General features: G+C 60.2%; 16 protein-coding genes. 7 read left to right on the plus strand and 9 right to left on the minus strand.

Annotation, left to right across the window (positions count from 1 at the left end; genetic code table 11):
• The 3 genes from VGY55_03465 to VGY55_03475 all read right to left on the minus strand — a co-directional run.
• Window positions 1-257 (minus strand): BatA domain-containing protein (locus VGY55_03465; GenBank protein HEV2969022.1); only part of this gene is annotated, 257 nt, incomplete at its 3' end.
• Window positions 258-264: 7 nt separating this feature from the next.
• Window positions 265-1155: a DUF58 domain-containing protein gene (locus tag VGY55_03470; GenBank protein ID HEV2969023.1), complete on the minus strand. Its 891-nt coding sequence runs from the start codon at window positions 1153-1155 to the stop codon at window positions 265-267.
• Window positions 1156-1318: 163 nt separating this feature from the next.
• Window positions 1319-2065 carry a sugar phosphate isomerase/epimerase gene (locus tag VGY55_03475; GenBank protein ID HEV2969024.1) on the minus strand — a complete coding sequence of 249 codons (747 nt, stop codon included), beginning with the start codon at window positions 2063-2065 and terminating at the stop codon, window positions 1319-1321.
• Between the two features lie 210 nt (window positions 2066-2275).
• Between VGY55_03475 and sppA the strand changes: the two genes are divergently transcribed.
• A complete protein-coding gene (gene sppA, locus VGY55_03480; GenBank protein HEV2969025.1) occupies window positions 2276-3391 on the plus strand; it encodes a signal peptide peptidase SppA in 1116 nt (371 codons plus the stop codon).
• A gap of 5 nt (window positions 3392-3396) precedes the next feature.
• Here sppA and VGY55_03485 read toward each other — a convergent pair whose 3' ends face one another.
• Together VGY55_03485 and VGY55_03490 are read right to left on the minus strand one after the other, a co-directional pair.
• On the minus strand, window positions 3397-4401 hold the full coding sequence (locus tag VGY55_03485; protein ID HEV2969026.1) for a MoxR family ATPase: 1005 nt from the start codon (window positions 4399-4401) through the stop codon (window positions 3397-3399).
• Between the two features lie 140 nt (window positions 4402-4541).
• The gene (locus VGY55_03490) at window positions 4542-7619 is read right to left on the minus strand and encodes a glutamine amidotransferase (GenBank protein HEV2969027.1); all 3078 of its coding nucleotides are present in this window, start codon (window positions 7617-7619) and stop codon (window positions 4542-4544) included.
• Between the two features lie 291 nt (window positions 7620-7910).
• Between VGY55_03490 and VGY55_03495 the strand changes: the two genes are divergently transcribed.
• Window positions 7911-8243, plus strand: coding sequence for a type II toxin-antitoxin system HicA family toxin (locus tag VGY55_03495; GenBank protein HEV2969028.1), 333 nt, complete (start codon window positions 7911-7913; stop codon window positions 8241-8243).
• Window positions 8233-8451 carry a type II toxin-antitoxin system HicB family antitoxin gene (locus tag VGY55_03500; protein ID HEV2969029.1) on the plus strand — a complete coding sequence of 73 codons (219 nt, stop codon included), beginning with the start codon at window positions 8233-8235 and terminating at the stop codon, window positions 8449-8451. Before VGY55_03495 ends, VGY55_03500 begins: the two co-directional genes overlap by 11 nt.
• Window positions 8452-8474: 23 nt before the next feature.
• Here VGY55_03500 and VGY55_03505 read toward each other — a convergent pair whose 3' ends face one another.
• From VGY55_03505 to VGY55_03520, 4 genes are all read right to left on the minus strand, one after another.
• Window positions 8475-9425 (minus strand): NHL repeat-containing protein, encoded by a 951-nt coding sequence (locus tag VGY55_03505; GenBank protein ID HEV2969030.1) that lies wholly within the window; start codon window positions 9423-9425, stop codon window positions 8475-8477.
• A gap of 221 nt (window positions 9426-9646) precedes the next feature.
• Window positions 9647-9796, minus strand: a complete 150-nt coding sequence (locus VGY55_03510) for a hypothetical protein (GenBank protein ID HEV2969031.1) — start codon at window positions 9794-9796, stop codon at window positions 9647-9649.
• 248 nt (window positions 9797-10044) lie between these two features.
• Window positions 10045-10470 carry a hypothetical protein gene (locus VGY55_03515; GenBank protein ID HEV2969032.1) on the minus strand — a complete coding sequence of 142 codons (426 nt, stop codon included), beginning with the start codon at window positions 10468-10470 and terminating at the stop codon, window positions 10045-10047.
• Window positions 10470-10670 (minus strand): hypothetical protein, encoded by a 201-nt coding sequence (locus VGY55_03520; GenBank protein HEV2969033.1) that lies wholly within the window; start codon window positions 10668-10670, stop codon window positions 10470-10472. The genes VGY55_03515 and VGY55_03520 overlap by 1 nt, the downstream gene beginning before the upstream one ends.
• 112 nt (window positions 10671-10782) lie before the next feature.
• Here VGY55_03520 and VGY55_03525 point away from each other — a divergent pair, with 112 nt between their 5' ends.
• The 4 genes from VGY55_03525 to VGY55_03540 all read left to right on the plus strand — a co-directional run bounded on the left by VGY55_03525 (window position 10783) and on the right by VGY55_03540 (window position 17101).
• On the plus strand, window positions 10783-10929 hold the full coding sequence (locus VGY55_03525) for a hypothetical protein (GenBank protein HEV2969034.1): 147 nt from the start codon (window positions 10783-10785) through the stop codon (window positions 10927-10929).
• A gap of 159 nt (window positions 10930-11088) precedes the next feature.
• Window positions 11089-13086, plus strand: coding sequence for an ABC transporter ATP-binding protein (locus VGY55_03530; GenBank protein HEV2969035.1), 1998 nt, complete (start codon window positions 11089-11091; stop codon window positions 13084-13086).
• A gap of 824 nt (window positions 13087-13910) precedes the next feature.
• Window positions 13911-15746, plus strand: coding sequence for a DUF1549 and DUF1553 domain-containing protein (locus VGY55_03535; protein ID HEV2969036.1), 1836 nt, complete (start codon window positions 13911-13913; stop codon window positions 15744-15746).
• A gap of 41 nt (window positions 15747-15787) precedes the next feature.
• Window positions 15788-17101: a DUF1501 domain-containing protein gene (locus VGY55_03540; protein ID HEV2969037.1), complete on the plus strand. Its 1314-nt coding sequence runs from the start codon at window positions 15788-15790 to the stop codon at window positions 17099-17101.
• The last annotated feature ends 49 nt before the right edge of the window (window positions 17102-17150 follow it).

Raw genomic sequence — 17150 nt, forward strand, 5'->3', positions numbered from 1 at the left:
CAATTCGGCCGCAAGAGCGCCAGGGCCACAATCGCCAGCAGGAGAAGCTGCAGAAATAACAGCAGACTCTGCCGCATCCGCTGCCAGAGGCTGTTCACCCGCAGGTCTTCGATCGAGCGCGTCCAAAGAAAAGTGCTCGGCACCTCGAGCGGCTCGCGCTTCAGCTTCAGGAAATAGAGCGCGACGACAATCGCCGGCGGCACGGCCGCAAACGCTCCCCATGCCCACCAGGATGGAAGCATGTTGATGAACTGCATTCAAACCTCATCGTACCAAGCCTCGAGTGCGCAGGTAGCGTGTGACGAGTTGCTCCACGGGCAGGTCGTTGCGGGCCATCAGATACGACATGCCGCGGCGATTGCAGAAGGTCTTCGCCCCATCGACGAAGGCGGCCAGTGTGCGCCGGTAGCGGGCCAAAAGCGGCGCGCTCACCGTGATCTCCGCCGCGTCCCCGTCCTCGCAATCCACCAGCCGCAAGTCACCCTTGATCTCCGGCTCGATCTCCTCGGCGCTAAGCACCTGGATTACATACACATCCATCTCCCGGGCGACCAGATACCGCAGCGCCGATTCATAGCCCTGCTTGTCCATCAAATCGCTAATCAGGATCAGGATGCCCTTGCCCGAATTGCGGATGCAGAAATCCTTGACTCCATCGGCCAGCGACGTCGTTTCTACAGGTTCGATCGCTTCGAGATGGGCGAGCATCCGCCACAAGCTCTGCCGACCGCGAAGGACCGGAGCCGCATTGCGGGCCGGCTGGCCGAGCGTTTCGACCCGCACGCGGTCGCCGCGCACCAGACCGATGAATCCCAGCGCCGCGGCCAGTTGCTTCGCGCATTGCAGCTTCGTCGGGTCGCCAAAGGCCATCGACGGACTGGCGTCGATCAACGAATAGAAATGCAGGTCCTCTTCCTCGAGAAACATCTTGAGGAACAAGCGGTCCAGCCGGGCGTAGGTGTTCCAATCGATGAACCGCAGGTCGTCGCCCGGCACATAGCCTCGGAAATCGGCGAACTCGACGCTCTGCCCTTTCCGCTTGCTCCGCCGTTCCCCCTTCATTCGACCGCGAAAGATCTTGCGGCTGATTAACTCCAGCCGTTCGAGTTGAGCGAGCAGCTCTGGGCTGAGCAGGGGAGCTGAGACAGCAGGCATCGGAAAATCATGCTCGGGTTAATGACGAATGCCTAATGTCTAAAGAATGACGAAGCACGAATGTCGAATGGGCCATGACTACTGCTTGCGATTAGTCATTTGGACATTCGAGCTTCTTTAGTCATTAGGATTTCGTCATTCGTCATTTGGCAAGTCCAGCGCATCACAACAGACTTTCCAGCAGCAGCCGCATTTTCCGCATCTCGCCGATGTGATCCACTTCGTCCGTCGGAGCGATGTGGACCGACAAGGCCCGATTGTAATGCACCATGGCCAACTGCGTGATCAGCCGACCGTATTCGATTTCGCCCTGACCGACACGGACCTGAAACTTGTCTTTCCGCGTGTCGCGCAGATGCGTGTGATAAACGTGCTTGAACACTTGATCGTAACTATTCCCTTTGTGCGGTCCGCAAATGAAATGGCTCGGGTCGAGCGTGATCCCCAATCCTTTCACGTTGCTGCACAACACGACGGCCGTGTCGGGATCCTGCGTGATCCGCCCGACTTCCGTCTTCACGCCGACGAGCACGCCATCTCCCGAGGCGATCTTCACCAACTCCTGCAGACGTTCGATCTCGGCGTTGAACGGCGTGCCCAATTCGGCCCCTGGCACGGCGATGGTCACCACCTTCGTCGCCTTCGCCAGGCGGCAGCACGCGGCGAACTGCCGGTAGTAATCGTCTCCCGGCGCGATGTCGACGGAATAGGCCACCGGTGTCAACCGTTGCGTGTCGCGGCAGATGGCCACCGCCTTGTCGGTGTCGGCGAGCACCTCGGAGGGTTTCAGCCCATTGCCGGTTTCGTTGATCGCGATCTCGACGCTGGTAAATTCAAGATCGACCAGCCGCTGCAAAGCGTCGTTCAGCGAAAGATCGGGAAAGCACTCGGTCGAAGCGGTGACAAACACTCGCGAAACTCCTTTTTCAAACGGAACAGCGTTGGTCGCATTGTCATATCAGCCTCCGTAGCTTACCGCTGGCGGATGGTTTCTGGCAACACCCTGCGGGCCGCGTTGCTTGCGGCGGGTGCGGCACTAGAATGAGGTGGCCGATCCGATTCCCGGCCGCTCCATCGAGGCCGTTTCCGCACGCCATCACACGCCATAAGGAGTCCCGCCATGTCTGCCGCTGCTCCCAATCCGAATCCGCCCGGCCATTTCGCCTCTTCGCCGCGTCCGCCCGAGCCGCCGCACTGGCAGCCGCCGACGCGGATCGTGCTCGAGCAAGGGGGCTTCTTCGGACGCTGGGGTGGCCGGCTCGGCTGGCTGGCATTCTTGATTGCCCTGATCGTCATTTATTCGATGTACAGCAAGTACCAGAGCTATTTTCAGACAAGTCCCGGCCTGGAAGAGCGGTATTACTCCCTCTCGCCGATCGCGACCGACAAAGTGGCGATCATCGACATCGAAGGGGTCATCATGCACAGCGACGGTTTCGCCAAGTGGCAAATCGATCGAGTGCGCCACGATCCGAGCATCAAGGCGGTCGTGGTGCGGATCGATTCGCCTGGCGGCACCGTGACCGGCAGCAACTACCTCTATCATCAATTGATGGAATTGGCGAAGGAGCGCAACATCAAGCTCGTCGTGAGCATGGGTGGTATCTGCGCCAGCGGAGGCTACTATACGGCAATGGCCGTGGGCGCCACGCCCGACAGTATCTTCGCCGAGCCGTCCACCTGGACCGGCTCGATCGGAGTGGTCATCCCGCACTACGATCTCACCGGGCTGCTCGAAAAACTGGCCGTGACCGACGATTCGATCGTGAGCAATCCGCTCAAGCTCACCGGCAGCCCGACGCGCAAGTTTCCCCCCGAGCTGGCCGAAAAGGAAAAGGCCATTTTGCAGGGTCTGGTGGACGATAGCTTCAAGGAATTCAAGGACATCGTTAAATCCGGCCGTCCGAAATTCCAAAACGACGATAAAGCCCTCGATGCTGTCGCTACCGGGCAGGTCTTCTCGTCCAGTCAGGCCCTCGACAAGGGACTGGTCGATAAGACCGGCTACATCGAAGACGCCATCGATCGGGCGATCGCGCTCAACAACTTGAGCAAAGACAGCGTGCGGGTGGTGAAATACTCGCGGCCGAAGGGCCTGCTGGATGACGTGCTCGGCGGCCCGCTCGGCGAAAACCAGCGCGCCCGGCTCGACTTGGCCACGCTGCTCGATCTCACGGCCCCGCGAGCGTATTACCTTTGCACTTGGCTTCCGGCAATCGCGGCGACGCGCGAGTGAAACGCCTACCCCTCCGCCTTCTCCGGCAGCTTCTCCAGGATTTCCAGGAGGACGTGGTCGGTGGTGATCCCTTCGGCTTGGGCCTCGAAGTTGAGGATCACGCGGTGGCGCAGGGCGGGGAGGTAGACGCGGCGGATGTCTTCGAAGCTGACGTTATAGCGGCCTTCGAGCAGCGCGCGGACTTTCGCCGCCAGCGCCAGTGTTTGCGCGCCGCGCGGGCTGGCGCCCCAGCGGAGATATTGGTTCGTGATCGGCAGGGCGAACGGGCCTTCGGGATGCGTCGCCAGCGTCAGCCGCACGATATAGTCGCGCACGTGCTCGGCCAGAATCACCTCGCGGATCAGTTCCTGCCAACGCATGATCTCCGGGCCGTCCATCACCTTTTCCGGCTCGAGCTTCACGCCGCCCGTTGTCCGATCGACGATCTTCGCCAACTCCTCGCGGCTGGAATAGCCGACGACGAGCTTGAACAGGAAGCGGTCCAATTGAGCCTCCGGCAACGGATACGTCCCTTCCTGCTCGATGGGATTCTGAGTGGCCAGCACGAAGAACGGCTGCTCCATTTGATACTGATGCCCGGCGATCGTTATTGAACCCTCCTGCATCGTTTCGAGCATCGCCGACTGGGTTTTCGGCGTGGCCCGATTGACTTCATCGGCGAGACAAATCTGCGTGAAGATCGGCCCGCGCTGGAACTCGAAAAACCGCTTGCCGTCGGGAGCTTCCATGACCATGTTCGTGCCGAGGATGTCGGCGGGCATCAGGTCGGGAGTGAACTGAATCCGCGAAAAGTCGAGATCGAGCGTTCGAGCGAGAGTGCGGATCAGGAGCGTCTTGCCCAGGCCGGGCACGCCTTCCAACAGGCAATGCCCGCCGACGAACAGGCAGGTGAGCACGCCGTGGACAATTTCCTCGTGACCGACGATCACGCGGCGAATCTGTTCGGCGACGGAATGATAACGGCGGACGAATTCTTCCGCCCGCTGCTGCATAGTTTCGGCTAGGGACATGCTCGCTTTGCTCACAGGGGCCAGAGGCCAGGGGCCTAGGGCCAGGGACGGGATGCCGCCCGATGGACGGCATGAAAACAGATCATGGTTTAGCAGTTCTCAGGATCATGCGGCGCTATGGTCGGCAATCGCTTGCGCGTTCACTGGCCTCCGGCCTCTGGCCCCTGGCCCCTCTCTCTCCACACTTTCTTCTTCGCTTTCAGCAGCCGACCGGTGTACGTATCTTCTTCGGCCGGCTGGTCGGAAGCAATCGGGGCGCCGGCGGGTTTGTCGGTTCTCGGTTTGTCGAGCGGTTCGGAGAGAGTTTCGGCGATTTGGGCCTGCTCGACCGGGGCGTCGGTGGCCGGCTCGAAGCGGGCCGCCGCGCGGCGCTGCTCGAGCGACTGCGTCACCTCCGCCTTCCGGCTCCGCAGGCGAGCCATGACGGGGCTTGGCGCGAGTTCCGCTGGCCGGCGAAGAATCGTTCGCGCGACCGCCGTCGCCAGCGGAATCGCCCAAGCGAAGCTCACGTGGACCCGGCGGATGAACACGTCACCCAAAAACAGGCATGCCGCAAGGAGCGCCGCCAAATGCCAAACCGCCTGCGAGCTGGTCGCCTCAGGCAGGTCGCGGCGGAAGGTGTTAAAATCGAGCCACCTTTTCACGACAGCGCTGGCGGTGGTTGACTCGGTCGCTTTTGGTTCCTGAATCACGACGCCCGGCTGCCCGCCGCGCGGGGCGAGGCTCGCCAGCGTGCGCAAGAATTCCTCGTTCGGCTCGCGGTCGAGGAATTCGGCCGAGTATGGCACGTTCACCCCCGTCAAGATCTGCGCCATTCCGGCGCCGGGCGAGAGCATCAGCATATAGCTGCCGGCATCCTTGGCGTCGAATTCGCCGACATATCGGCCCGGCGCGACCTGACTGATCTTCGCGTCGACCGGCTTCATGTCCGGCCCGACCGCGCTGGCCGACATGTTGAGGAAGTTCAGAAAGTCGTCGTCTTTATCGAGCGCGGTGACGACCATCCGAACTTTGCCGTCTTGCGCCTCGGTCGTGAGCGTGAACTTCCCTTGATCGCCGGCCGGGCGCATCGACCAACGAACGATCTGGCTGAACAGCTTGTCGTAGCCCGGCCAGTTGGTCCAGGCGGTGGCCCAGCGGCGGCCGGCGTCGCTCGTGAACGCGACCGCTTTGCCCAGCCCATAGGTCCAGCCGGCCAAGAGCGTGTTATACTTCGCGTCGTCGATGGGTACCGGATTCGTAAGCGCCACTTCTACCAGCGGGCTTTCCTTCAAGCTCGTCAGCACGTAGCCGGTCAAGGCCGGGAAATCCGTTCCCAATCCCTGGATCATCTCGTGCGGGAATTTCACCTGCGGCTGAAAGCCCGGCTCGCGCTCATAGACCAACGGCCGCGAGACGCTGCGGGCTTCCTTCTGATAAATCCGCGGCAGAAGCTGGGCCGTCTGGTTCGGTTGGATGACGTAATATTTTCCGCCGGTGGCCGAAGCGATGCTGCTGAGCGTAGTGCTCCCGGCACCGCCGTGCGCTCCGACCGCGACGGTCGAGATCGTCACTTGTAAGTTCTTGAAGGCGGCGAGCGTGCTGTTCGTCGGCGGACCCGGATCGCCGTCGCTGATGATGATCATGTGCTTCACGGCGGCGTCGGGCACGCCGCCGAACGCCTGCACGGCCGAGCGCATCGGGCCGTCGAAATCGGGCATGTCGCCGGGCTGCATCTTATCCACGCGGGCGTGCATCCGCTCGCGGAGCGGGCCGACCTTCGCCATCATCGGGCTCCAAAGCCATTGCGTCGTTCCCTCCCAATGCAACACTCCGCAATAATCCTGGCTCCCCAGCGACTTGATCGCCTCCTGGGCGATCTTCTTCTGCCAATAATTCCCCTGGGCCATTTCCGAGGCGTGCATCAACATCGCTAGCGCCCCGACGGGCACCACCTTCGAATTCTTGATCTGGAAATCGACCGGCATCGCCTCTTCGACGGGCGTATTGGTCCAGCCGCCGGCGCCGAAGCTGTTCGGCCCGCCAATCATCACTAGCCCCGAGCCCATCTGCTGCGTGTTGCGCACCAGCATCTTCATCTGCTCTTCGGTGAAGCCTTCGGCCGGCGCGTCGGCCAGGATCACCGTGTCGTAGGGCTGCAATTCGGCGAGCGAGGAGAATGTTTCACGAGAGGATTGCACGGTCACTTGCAGGTTCTCGTGCCGCAGCCGATCGACGAGAAAATCGAATTGTCCGCGCTCGTCCTGGTCTTCGATTAATAGCACCTGGCCCTGGCCGCGAACGTTCGTGAAGGCGGTCGCGAGCTTGTTTTGCTTCACGGGATCGCGGGCGACGTCGTCGGGGAAGAACCCGGCCTCGTAGGTGTAGAAGTCGGGGTTTTCGATGTTCTCGCGGATCGTGAAAACTTTCTTGCCGGGCTCGAGCGTCACGGCGTCGTCGGCGAGCACCTGATTGCTATCGCGAGTTTTTCGCGTGATCTTGAGCCGCCCTTTGACCGCCGCGGCGTCCTTCGCGTCTGGCGGAATCACGTTGTTCAGCACCACGCGCAGGTCGAACGGCTGGCCTTTATGGATGTCGGGAGGGATCGTAACCTTCTCGACGACGACTTCCGCCCGCGGCTCATACCGAATCGGCACCACGTCGATGCCGATGCCCGATTCGGCCAGCACACGGGCTTGCTCGAGGCCGTCGCCGACGTTCTGGTTCCCGTCAGTGAGCACGACCACGCGGCGCGACGAGTCCTCGGGAAACGTCGCTTGCGCCAGCCGTAGCGCCGCGGCGATATTGGTGTGCTCGCGATCGATCCGCGTCTCCGTGTTGTAAGTGAGCGGAATATCCTCGTCGTAGGGCGGGTGCTCGATGGCCGGCTCGCCGCCGAAGACGATCGCCCCGGCCCGATCGCCGCGCGGCTTGTCGCGATGCTTCACGATCTCCTGCCGGACGTAATCGACCATCACCGGCTTGAGCTGCTCGGGCACGCTCAGCGATTGATCGAGCAGATACATCACGGTGACTCGATCGCTGATCCGCTTCCACTGCAACTCGGCCAGCGCCGCGATCACCAACAGCAACACGATCGACCGCACGGTAATCGCCATCACCCGCCGCACATTCCCCAATGCCGCCAAGCTGCGAAAGCTCAGCCACCACAGCACGGGCAGCAAGCCGAGCAAGGCCAGCCAGCCGGGAGAATCGAAGCTGAGGCGGAAGTTGAACATCGTTGGGCAAATGACGAAAATCTAATGACGAATGTCTAATGAACGACGAAGCACGAATGACGGAGGTCCGCGGTGGCGGGATGAACCGCGAGCGGAAACGACGGCGTAGGGTGCGTCAAGTCCGCGCGGACGCACCGGAACCCGCCACCGAGCGGGCCTCGGCGCTAAATGCATGGTGCCTCTGCGCAAAACCTTAACGCACCCAACACGGACTAATCCGGCGTGTGCTGACAATGACGACGCAGCTTGATATTATGCTCTATCTAGTGGACATTGGAATCAGGTTGCAACGTGAGCAAGATCACGAAGACGCTGGATAGGGTTCTTCGCGGCAATGCGGACGCCAACATCCGTTTCAGTGACTTGTGCGCGTTGCTGCACAGTATGGGGTTCAACGAACGTGTTCGCGGCGACCACCATATCTTCACACGCGATGGCGTGGCGGAAATTCTAAATCTACAGCCGCTCAGTGGAAAGGCAAAGGCATATCAAGTCAAGCAGGTGCGCGGCGTGCTCACCCTTTACCGACTCGCGGATCAACCTGAATCGAAACGGTCTATCCCTGAAGGACAATCCGACGAAGAACACGGCCGCACACCAGAGGAGGAAGATGATGGCGGATGACGTCAAATACGAGATCATTTTGTATTGGAGCAAAGACGATAGGGCGTTCATCGCCGAAGTTCCCGAGCTACCCGGCTGCGCAGCGGACGGCGCAACCTACCGGGAAGCCGTGGCCAACGTCGAGGTGGTGATTCAGGAGTGGATTCAGACCGCAAAGGAACTCGGTCGCACGATACCAACACCACGGGGAAGACTGTTGTACGCCTGAACTGGCTTCATTGCGCCTCGCGCCTACAATCGAATTCGTTGGACCCGGTGGTTACTCGAATCGACGATATGAATTCTCCCCTGACTATCGCGCACTAGACCCCAGGGGTTGTAAAGCTGGCCCGGCGCGCGGCCGCAGGAGCCCCAGCAGGCGAGCGATTTGCCGTCGAGCGTGAATTTTTGGATGCGGCTATTGCCGTATTCGCAGATGTAGACGTGCCCTTGGCCATCCAGCTTTAGCCCGTAAGGATACGATAATTCGCCGGGGGCCGCTCCTTCGTGCCCCCAGAGGAACTGCAGCTTCCCTTGGCCGTCGAAAACTTGCACGCGATGGTTGGCGGCATCGGCCACCCAAACGCGGCCCTGATCGTCGATGTCCAAGCTTTGCGGGCGGACGAACTGACCGGGCTGATCGCCGTGGCTGCCCCATTGGAGCAGGAATCTGCCGTCGTGGGTGAACTTCTGAATCCGATCGTATTCGCCGTACTCGCCAATATAGTAGCAGCCATCTTTGCCTTCGACGGCGTTGGTGACGAAGCCGAATTCTCCCGGCCCGTGCCCGCTGGTGCCGCCGATCTTGCGGAGTAGATTTCCGTCGGGGGAGTAGATCAGAAGCTGAAAGTAGTGCGTGTCGGCGACGAGCAGATTTCCGTCGTGGTCGAAGTTCAGCCCAGTGGGCCGGCCGTTGTCGTGGACGGGCGTTTCCCATTGACGCAGATAATTCCCGTCGGCGTCGAACACCTGGATGCGGGCCGTCATATCGACGATGTAAAGGTGGTCGCTCGAATCGATGGCGATTGCCCGCGGCTTGACGAACCGCCCTTCGGAGATTCCATGCCGGCCCCAGACTTTGTCCAAATCTCCGGCCGAACCTGGCGAGCCAGTGCAGCCGCCCGCGGCGATTGCCAGCCAGGCGAGGAGCAATCCGTCGAGAATTGCATGTTTCAAGTTGAGGCGCGATACGTTCGATAACATTCGTGTCTTTGGCGAACATCCGGGCTGGCCGTTTCCAAAAGCACGATTCTAGCCTACTTGGCGCTGCGCGGCTCGACTCCGAACAAGTTGCGGACAAATAATCCTCGCGGTCGGTGGCATTGGCCAGCAACGCCGGCCAGTGCCGTGGTGTCGCCGGATCCCGGCACTGGCCGACTGCGCTGGCCAGTGCCACGCGCGCCATCGCCTTATCGCGGCTCTGCTCAGTGCCGCTTGAAGTACTGCACCTCGCGCTCGTGCTTCTCGGCGGCTTCGCGGGTGTCGAAGGTGCCGAGGTTGCGACGATGACCGGTTTTCGGGTTGAGCTTCCGAGAGTAAAGGCGGTATTCGCCCGAACGAAGTCTGCGGATCATGGCAATCTCTCCTTTGAAGTCGTAATCTGGCGATGCCACACCAATCACGAATGGGGTGTGTGCACCTGTCGTGCCAGTCTGGCAACGGACTTATCCAAAGCCGGAAGTTGACTGCAAAGTGTTCTGGATGGCTCGGCACTGTCCAGTCGTGCAGAAGACAAACGCCCGACTCGCCATAAAGCTCGAGTGACCGAGCGAAGGGAAATCGCGGAATTGGAAGTACGAAAAGTACGGGGCTGCGCAAAAGATCAAGATGTGGGGATTGGCAGCGAATCGCGAGGCTCGAGAATTACCTTTTGCTCGGGCCCCATAAATGTACAGTGGAAGTATTCGAGGAAGCCGCGCGTTCCCAAGTGGATCAGGCTCAATGGGTCGTCGGCAAACGCGACCTTCGTTTTCCATCGCACGACCGAAACGGCCGTCCGCAACTCCAAGACGACTTCACCCAAGCGATACTCGATAACGACGCCGCCAGCCGTCTTGGTCGCTCCATCGGCAGTTCTTGGCAACCGGGCACCAACTACCTTGGCTTCGCGGCGAGGAAAAATGGTTCGATCGGACCCAGTATCCAAAAGACCATCGAGCAACCGTCTGCGTTTTGTCCCCTCGATCACGACGGCGACCATTGGCCGTGTAACACCGCCTGGGAGTTGCATGTACGGAAACTCAAGCACTACAACATTCCTGAGATTTCCGAGTCTCGCGGTAGCACATGATGAATTCGCAGCAGATGATCAGTCTGATAATGTTCTGCTTGGTCCTCTACTGCGTCCAGCGTGGGGGCAAAGCCGACCACTGTTTTGGCATCCTGGTCCCAGACGATCCAATTTCCCTCGTATTGTTCGAGAATCGAAACCGGGATCTGGTCAAACATCTTGAACCTCCTATTGCACCTCGACTCAATTCTAGCCCGATGGACTGCTTGCTGCCATGCCCGAAGAAGAATCGTGGATCTGCGTGGTCAGGCGTAAAATGCCTCTTGACGCATGCCGAGTACGATTAAGGCGACCATTCCTCGAGCCACAATCAGCAACATCCTCAACGGCACGCGCGGCATTAGCAAGTTGAACGCGATGCGGTTGGCCGAGTTCTTTCATGCCACAAAAACGGCGTTCCTCGGCGAGCCGTCGTAGCGCCGGCCCACCGGATACGGGCGTGCTAGCACTGCCAGTCCGCCGATCTTGGCTCGGGCGCGGTAATCTGGTAAAAGATTCGCTCGAATCGTAGCGGGCCGGCCCTCTCGGGGCTTGCTCTGATCTGCAACGAGCCCCGTGCCATGGATGGCCCCGCGGATGAAGAACTTCTTTCGAGTGCTCCGCCTGACTCTGCGGTATCGCTGGAGCCTGGCGGCCGCAATGATCAGCGCCGTGGTGGTCGCCCTGCTGTGGGGAGCGAATATCGGCGGGCTGTACCCCATCGTGCAGGTCATCTTTCGCGGCCAGTCGTTGCAGACGTGGATCGACTCCGAAATCCACGATTCCGAGGGCCGGATCGCCAAATGGGAAGCGGACGACGCCCAGCTTCTCAAAGATTTGCCCACGCTCCCGCCAGAGCAGCAGCGCGCGACGACCGTTCAATTGGCGGGAAATGAATCGCAAATCGCGACCGAAAAGGATTTTCTCGAGCACCGCCAGCGATGGAAGCCATTCATCGACCGTTACCTGCCCAATGATCCGTTTCAAACGCTGGTCCTGATTGTCGCTGTCCTAATGGTCGCCACTGCCGTGAAGGACCTGTTCCTGGTGATGAGTTCAATCCTCGTCGATCGGCTGATGCACCTCTCGACGATGGCGCTGCGCAAGCAATTCTATCGCCGCACGTTGCAATTGGATTTGGCCGGCTTCGGCGAGAGTCATTCGAGCGAGTTGATGAGCCGCTTCACGTACGACGTCGAGAGCGTCGCGGGGGGCGTACAGACGCTGCTCGGCCGGACCGTGCTCGAGCCGCTCAAGATGCTGGTTTGCCTCGTTGGCGCCGCCTGGATTTGCTGGCGGCTGCTCGTGGTCTCGCTCGTGATCGCTCCATTGGCGGCGTACCTGATCAACCGGCTCGGAAAAACGCTCAAGCGGGCCAATCGCCGCGCGATGGAAGAAATGTCGCAGCTTTATACGATCCTTCAGGAATCGTTCGGCGGGATCAAAGTGGTGAAGGCGTTCACGATGGAGCGCTACGAACGGCGGCGGTTGCATTACAACAGCAAGCAATTCTTCCGCCGCGCGATGAAGATCGCCCGCTACGACGCTCTCAGCCATCCCATCGTGGAGGTGATGGGGGTGGCCACGATCTGCCTGGCGATTCTCACCGGCGCCTATCTGGTGCTCAATCAGGAGACGCATCTGTTCGGCATTCGGATGAGCGATCGCCCGCTGGGCCTCGCCAGCTTGCTCGTGTTCTACGGGATGCTGGTCGGGGCGAGCGATCCGGCCCGAAAGATGTCCGAGGTTTTCAACCGGCTGCAACGGGCCTCCGCCGCGGCCGACCGAATTTATCAGATGTATGATCGGGAGCCGACCGTGCGGAATCCAGCGCGGCCGAAAACGGTCCGCCGCCATTGCCGCGACTTGGTCTTCGATCAAGTCGCGTTTGCCTATGTCCCAGACCAGCCGGTGCTCGACGAAATCGATCTGCGGATTCCGTTCGGCGAGTCGCTGGCGATCGTCGGCCCGAACGGTTGCGGGAAGACGACGCTGGCGAATCTGATCCCGCGATTCTTCGACCCGGCAAGCGGCTCGATCCAGCTCGACGGCGTCGATCTCCGCGAGCTGCGGCTGCGCGATTTGCGGCGGCAGATCGGCATCGTCACGCAGGAGCCGCTCCTATTCGACGACACCGTGTTCAACAACATTCGCTACGGGGCACCAGACGCCACGGCAGACCAAGTCTACAGCGCCGCCAAACAAGCCCACGCCCATCGGTTCATTGAAACGCGCTTGGAGCATGGCTACGATACGTACGTCGGCCAGCTTGGCGGTCGAGTCTCCGGCGGGCAGCGGCAGCGGATCGCGCTCGCCCGAGCCATCCTTCGCGATCCGGCGATCCTGATCCTAGACGAAGCCACGAGCCAGATCGATTTGGAAAGCGAGCAACTGATCCACAAAGTGCTCGAGCAATTCAAACGCGACCGGACGACGATCCTGATCACGCACCGTCTGGCTACGCTGGCCTTGGCTGATCGGATTCTGGTGATGCAAGCCGGCCGAATCGCAGACATCGGCACGCATGACCAACTGCTGGGCCGTTGCGAACTCTATCGCCGGCTCCACCAGATTCAGTTTCGCGAGATCGCGTGACGTCGGAAATCGGCGGTCGCCCGCGTTAGCCCCGTCGCTTGCGACGGGATGGCTTCTGTTTCGCGAATGCTCGCGCCGGTCATTCCGACGTCCGACCACTCTGGCACGCTAGTTGCTAATTCCTGCGCCCACGTCTAGCGGGGCCGAGATAAAGAAGAGGCACTTCCTTGTATTCGGGGCCGGCAAGAAGAAGAGACGCAGTTAGCCCGGCAGAAGAAGTGGCAACGGGCGGGAAAAGCGGCGCTGCACGGAATTACGGTAAGAACCGTTAAGTGCGGCAAGAATCAGATGTAGTTGGATTGGCGATGAGAGGCCTTGGGCCGATCTCTCGGAACATTTAAGAGGCAATCGCCGAAGGACTCTCACGCTCAATCGACCTTGGATAATGACAGGCGAGCTGGAAACAATGGAACGGTTTCCCGCCCGCCTGCTTTCTTTTGCGTGTTGCAAAATAGTACAAGTGTATCGAAAGGATACACTTATACCCCTCTTGATTTCCCTGACTTGCGCATCGCCAGAACCGAGTTCGAATAATTCTTCACGGGTCTGGGATGAACAACCTGAGTTCGAATCAAAGAGCTTCGCGCCCTAGTTTATTGAGTGCTGCTCGCGACAGGAATAATTTCGGCGCGGCGGACCGAATCATTCGCAGGCGTGGCGGCCTGAGGTCGGGCCTCTCACTGGCGATTTTTGCCGATGGAAGCGGATCGGCCGCGGGATTTATTTGACACCACGCGCTGCAATGTTACGATGACCTCTTGGCCTGTATCTTGCCTATTGGCGGACCTCGAGATTCAACGCTCAGCGCTTGGGGGACAATTCCAATGACTAAGCGACAAACGATATTCCACGGATGCGCTGGCCGGCGAGTCGCGGTTTGGGGGCTCGGGCTCAGTGGCGGGCTATTGGCGTTTTCGATGTGGGTTTCAGCCAATGCTGCCTCTCCGACCACCGTTTCAGAGGAACTCTCGAGCAGCTCGAGTGCGAGGGCGGGCGACACGGAAAAGCCGGCCGCCACTGCGAGTGCGACGACTAAGCCCGCGACGGGCCGAGTCTTGCCTGGATCGAGCATGCCGCAAGTCGAGATCATCAACGAGGCGCTGCGGAAGAGTTGGACCGATCATCATCTCACCCCATCCCCTTGGGCCGCCGAAGGGGAATGGTGCCGGCGCATCTTTCTCGACGTTATTGGGCGTATTCCGAGCGTCGAGGAGTTGAATCGCTTCCTGGGAGATAAATCGGCTAATCGCCGGATGAATTTGGTCGATCGTTTGCTCGGCAAGGATTACGTCGAGGAATATGCCCGCAATTGGAGTGGCATTTGGACGAACCTGCTGATCGGGCGTCCCGGGAACAAGCGCCAAGATGAACGGCTCCCGACGGATCGTGATGGGATGGAGCAGTACCTGCGGCGGGCGTTCGAATTGAACAAGCCCTATCGCAAGATGGTCTATGAATTAGTCTCCGCCACCGGCGCGACCAAGCCCGGCGAAGACAACTACAACGGCGCCGTGAACTTCCTCGTCGGCAAAATGGACGATGGCGGGCTCCAGGCCACCGCCAAGACGGCGCAGATCTTTCTCGGGCTCTCGGTGCAATGCACCCAATGCCACGATCATCCATTCAACGAATGGAAGCAGAACCAATTCTGGCAGATGAATGCCTTCTTCCGGCAGACCAAAATCAACAAGACGATGGGCCCGAAGCGAACGGTTGAGCACGCGGTGCTTTCCAATCAAGATTACCGCGGCGAGCAGGGAGGGATGGAGTCGGCCGAAGTCTACTACGAGCAGCGCAACGGGATCATGAAGGTCGCCTATCCGATCTTCGTCGATGGCACCGAAATCAGTCGTAGCGGCTCGCTCAGAGAGAACGACCGACGGACCGAGCTGGCCAAGATGATCGTCAAATCCGATTACACGGCCAAGGCGATCGTGAACCGAATGTGGGGGCACTTCTTCGGCTACGGGTTTACCAAGCCGGTGGACGACATGGTCTCGAACGAGCCGCCCTCCAATCCGGAATTGCTCGACCAGTTGGCCGCCGAATTCTCGAAGCATCGCTACGAAGACGATGGCTACGATCTAAAGCAATTGATCCGTTGGATCGTGCTCAGCGAGCCGTACGCGCTTTCCAGCCGCTTCAACCGCACGAATCGGGTGGACGATCCGATGCTCGGTGAAAAGCCGCAGTTCAGCCACTTCTACATCCGCCAGATGACGGCCGAGCAGCTTTACGAATCGATGCTCACCGCCACGGGTCTCGACGCGACCCAAAGCGAGAATGAGCGCGGCAAATCCAAACTGGATTGGCTCCAACAGTTCGTCATTACCTTCGGCACCGACGACGGCGGCCAGGCCAGCACATTCAACGGCTCGATTCCGCAGACGCTGATGATGTTCAACGGCAACATGATGCAAAAGGCGACGATGGGCGAGAAGGCGACGTTCCTCGATTTCGTGGTCAACAATCCCAAGCTGTCGCCAGAAGCAAAGGTCGATTACCTCTACCTGGCCGGATTATCGCGTCGCCCCAATATGGCCGAAAAGGCCGCGCTGAGATCCGATCTTGTTGACCTGAAGCGAGGGGAGGCGCTCGCCCCGTATCAAGACCTTTGGTGGGCGATCCTGAACAGCAATGAATTCATCCTCAACCATTAACGATTGACACCCTTTTTGCGGCCGATGGCCGGGAGAAAGCCATGAGTTTCTTAAGAGTTCCCGACGGGATGACGCGCCGTCATTTCATGACGCACCTGGCCGGCGCTTCGGCGATGATGGTCCCGGCGATGTCATTCACCAACTCGGTGCTGGCCAATGCCACGGACCTCCGCCGCCGTCACAAGTCGTGCATCATGTTGTGGATGGGGGGCGGCCCCGCCACGATCGATATGTGGGACTTGAAGCCCGGCCAACCCACCGGCGGCGAGTTCAGGAACCCGATCAGCACCTCGCTGCCCGGCCTTGAGATCTGCGAGCACCTCCCGCTGATGTCCAAGCAGATGCACAATCTGGCCGTCGTGCGGTCGATGAGCACCAAGGAGGCCGATCACAATCGTGGCCGGTACTACATGCACACCGGCTACGTGCCCAATCCCAATATCGAGCACCCCAGCTACGGCGCGGTGATCGCGCACGAGTTGGCTGCCAAGGTGCCGGAACTCGAAATCCCGCCGTTCGTCTCCGTCGGCGGCGGCAGCGAGGGACCGGGCTTCCTGGGAATGACTTGGGCGCCGTTTGTGGTGAGCCAAAATGGCGATGTCCGCGATCTGCGGATGGGCGTCGATCAGAATCGTCTCCAACAGCGAATGGCGATGCTGAAGACCACCGAAACGAGCTTCATGAACCAAGTTGCCGGCGGGGACTTGAGATCGTTGGACAACGGCGGTCCGACAACTCCGGCCGGAGACCACGCCAAGATTATCGAAAAGACCATCAAGCTAATGACCAGTAAGCAAATGGAGGCCTTCAAGGTCGGCATGGAGCCGAAGGCAGTTCAGGATCGTTACGGCCAGACGGGATTCGGCAAGGGTTGCTTGATGGCTCGGCGGCTCGTCGAGCTGGGCGTGCCGTTCATCGAAGTGGATTTGGGCGGCTGGGACACGCACGCCAACAACTTCACGACGCTCAAGAACCAGAAGCTGCCCGAGTTGGATAAGGCATTTGCGGCCCTGGTGGCCGATTTGAAAGAGCGCAGCCTGCTCGACGACACGGTGATCGTCTGGCTCGGCGAATTCGGCCGCACCCCGCGGATCAACGGCGGCGCCGGCCGCGACCACTGGGCGCGAAGCTGGAGCGTGGTGGTCGGTGGCGGTGGATTCAAGCGCGGCACGGTGGTCGGCAAGACCAATGCCGATGGCACGTTGGTCGAGAGCGAACCCTACACCTCGCAAGACCTGATGGCGAGCGTCTGCAAAGCGATGGGCATTTCGCTCGACACCACCTTCACCAGCAACAACGGCCGGCCAATGAAGATCGCCAACAGCGGCAAGGTCATCAAGGAGCTGTTTGCCTAAGCCGTTCTGAAACGAATCGACGCGGCTTTCCTCGACATAGCGCGGCCGA

It is taken from the genome of Pirellulales bacterium (assembly GCA_035939775.1).
Taxonomy (GTDB): domain Bacteria; phylum Planctomycetota; class Planctomycetia; order Pirellulales; family DATAWG01; genus DASZFO01.

What these genes read in the sequence shown, in the direction of transcription:
- VGY55_03470 (HEV2969023.1), bottom strand. Translation starts at nt 1,155, where the DNA reads ATGCCTGCTGTCTCAGCTCCCCTGCTCAGCCCAGAGCTGCTCGCTCAA.
- sppA (HEV2969025.1), top strand. Translation starts at nt 2,276, where the DNA reads ATGTCTGCCGCTGCTCCCAATCCGAATCCGCCCGGCCATTTCGCCTCT.
- VGY55_03485 (HEV2969026.1), bottom strand. Translation starts at nt 4,401, where the DNA reads ATGTCCCTAGCCGAAACTATGCAGCAGCGGGCGGAAGAATTCGTCCGC.
- VGY55_03490 (HEV2969027.1), bottom strand. Translation starts at nt 7,619, where the DNA reads ATGTTCAACTTCCGCCTCAGCTTCGATTCTCCCGGCTGGCTGGCCTTG.
- VGY55_03500 (HEV2969029.1), top strand. Translation starts at nt 8,233, where the DNA reads ATGGCGGATGACGTCAAATACGAGATCATTTTGTATTGGAGCAAAGAC.
- VGY55_03505 (HEV2969030.1), bottom strand. Translation starts at nt 9,425, where the DNA reads ATGTTATCGAACGTATCGCGCCTCAACTTGAAACATGCAATTCTCGAC.
- VGY55_03510 (HEV2969031.1), bottom strand. Translation starts at nt 9,796, where the DNA reads ATGATCCGCAGACTTCGTTCGGGCGAATACCGCCTTTACTCTCGGAAG.
- VGY55_03520 (HEV2969033.1), bottom strand. Translation starts at nt 10,670, where the DNA reads ATGTTTGACCAGATCCCGGTTTCGATTCTCGAACAATACGAGGGAAAT.
- VGY55_03525 (HEV2969034.1), top strand. Translation starts at nt 10,783, where the DNA reads ATGCCGAGTACGATTAAGGCGACCATTCCTCGAGCCACAATCAGCAAC.
- VGY55_03530 (HEV2969035.1), top strand. Translation starts at nt 11,089, where the DNA reads ATGAAGAACTTCTTTCGAGTGCTCCGCCTGACTCTGCGGTATCGCTGG.
- VGY55_03535 (HEV2969036.1), top strand. Translation starts at nt 13,911, where the DNA reads ATGACTAAGCGACAAACGATATTCCACGGATGCGCTGGCCGGCGAGTC.
- VGY55_03540 (HEV2969037.1), top strand. Translation starts at nt 15,788, where the DNA reads ATGAGTTTCTTAAGAGTTCCCGACGGGATGACGCGCCGTCATTTCATG.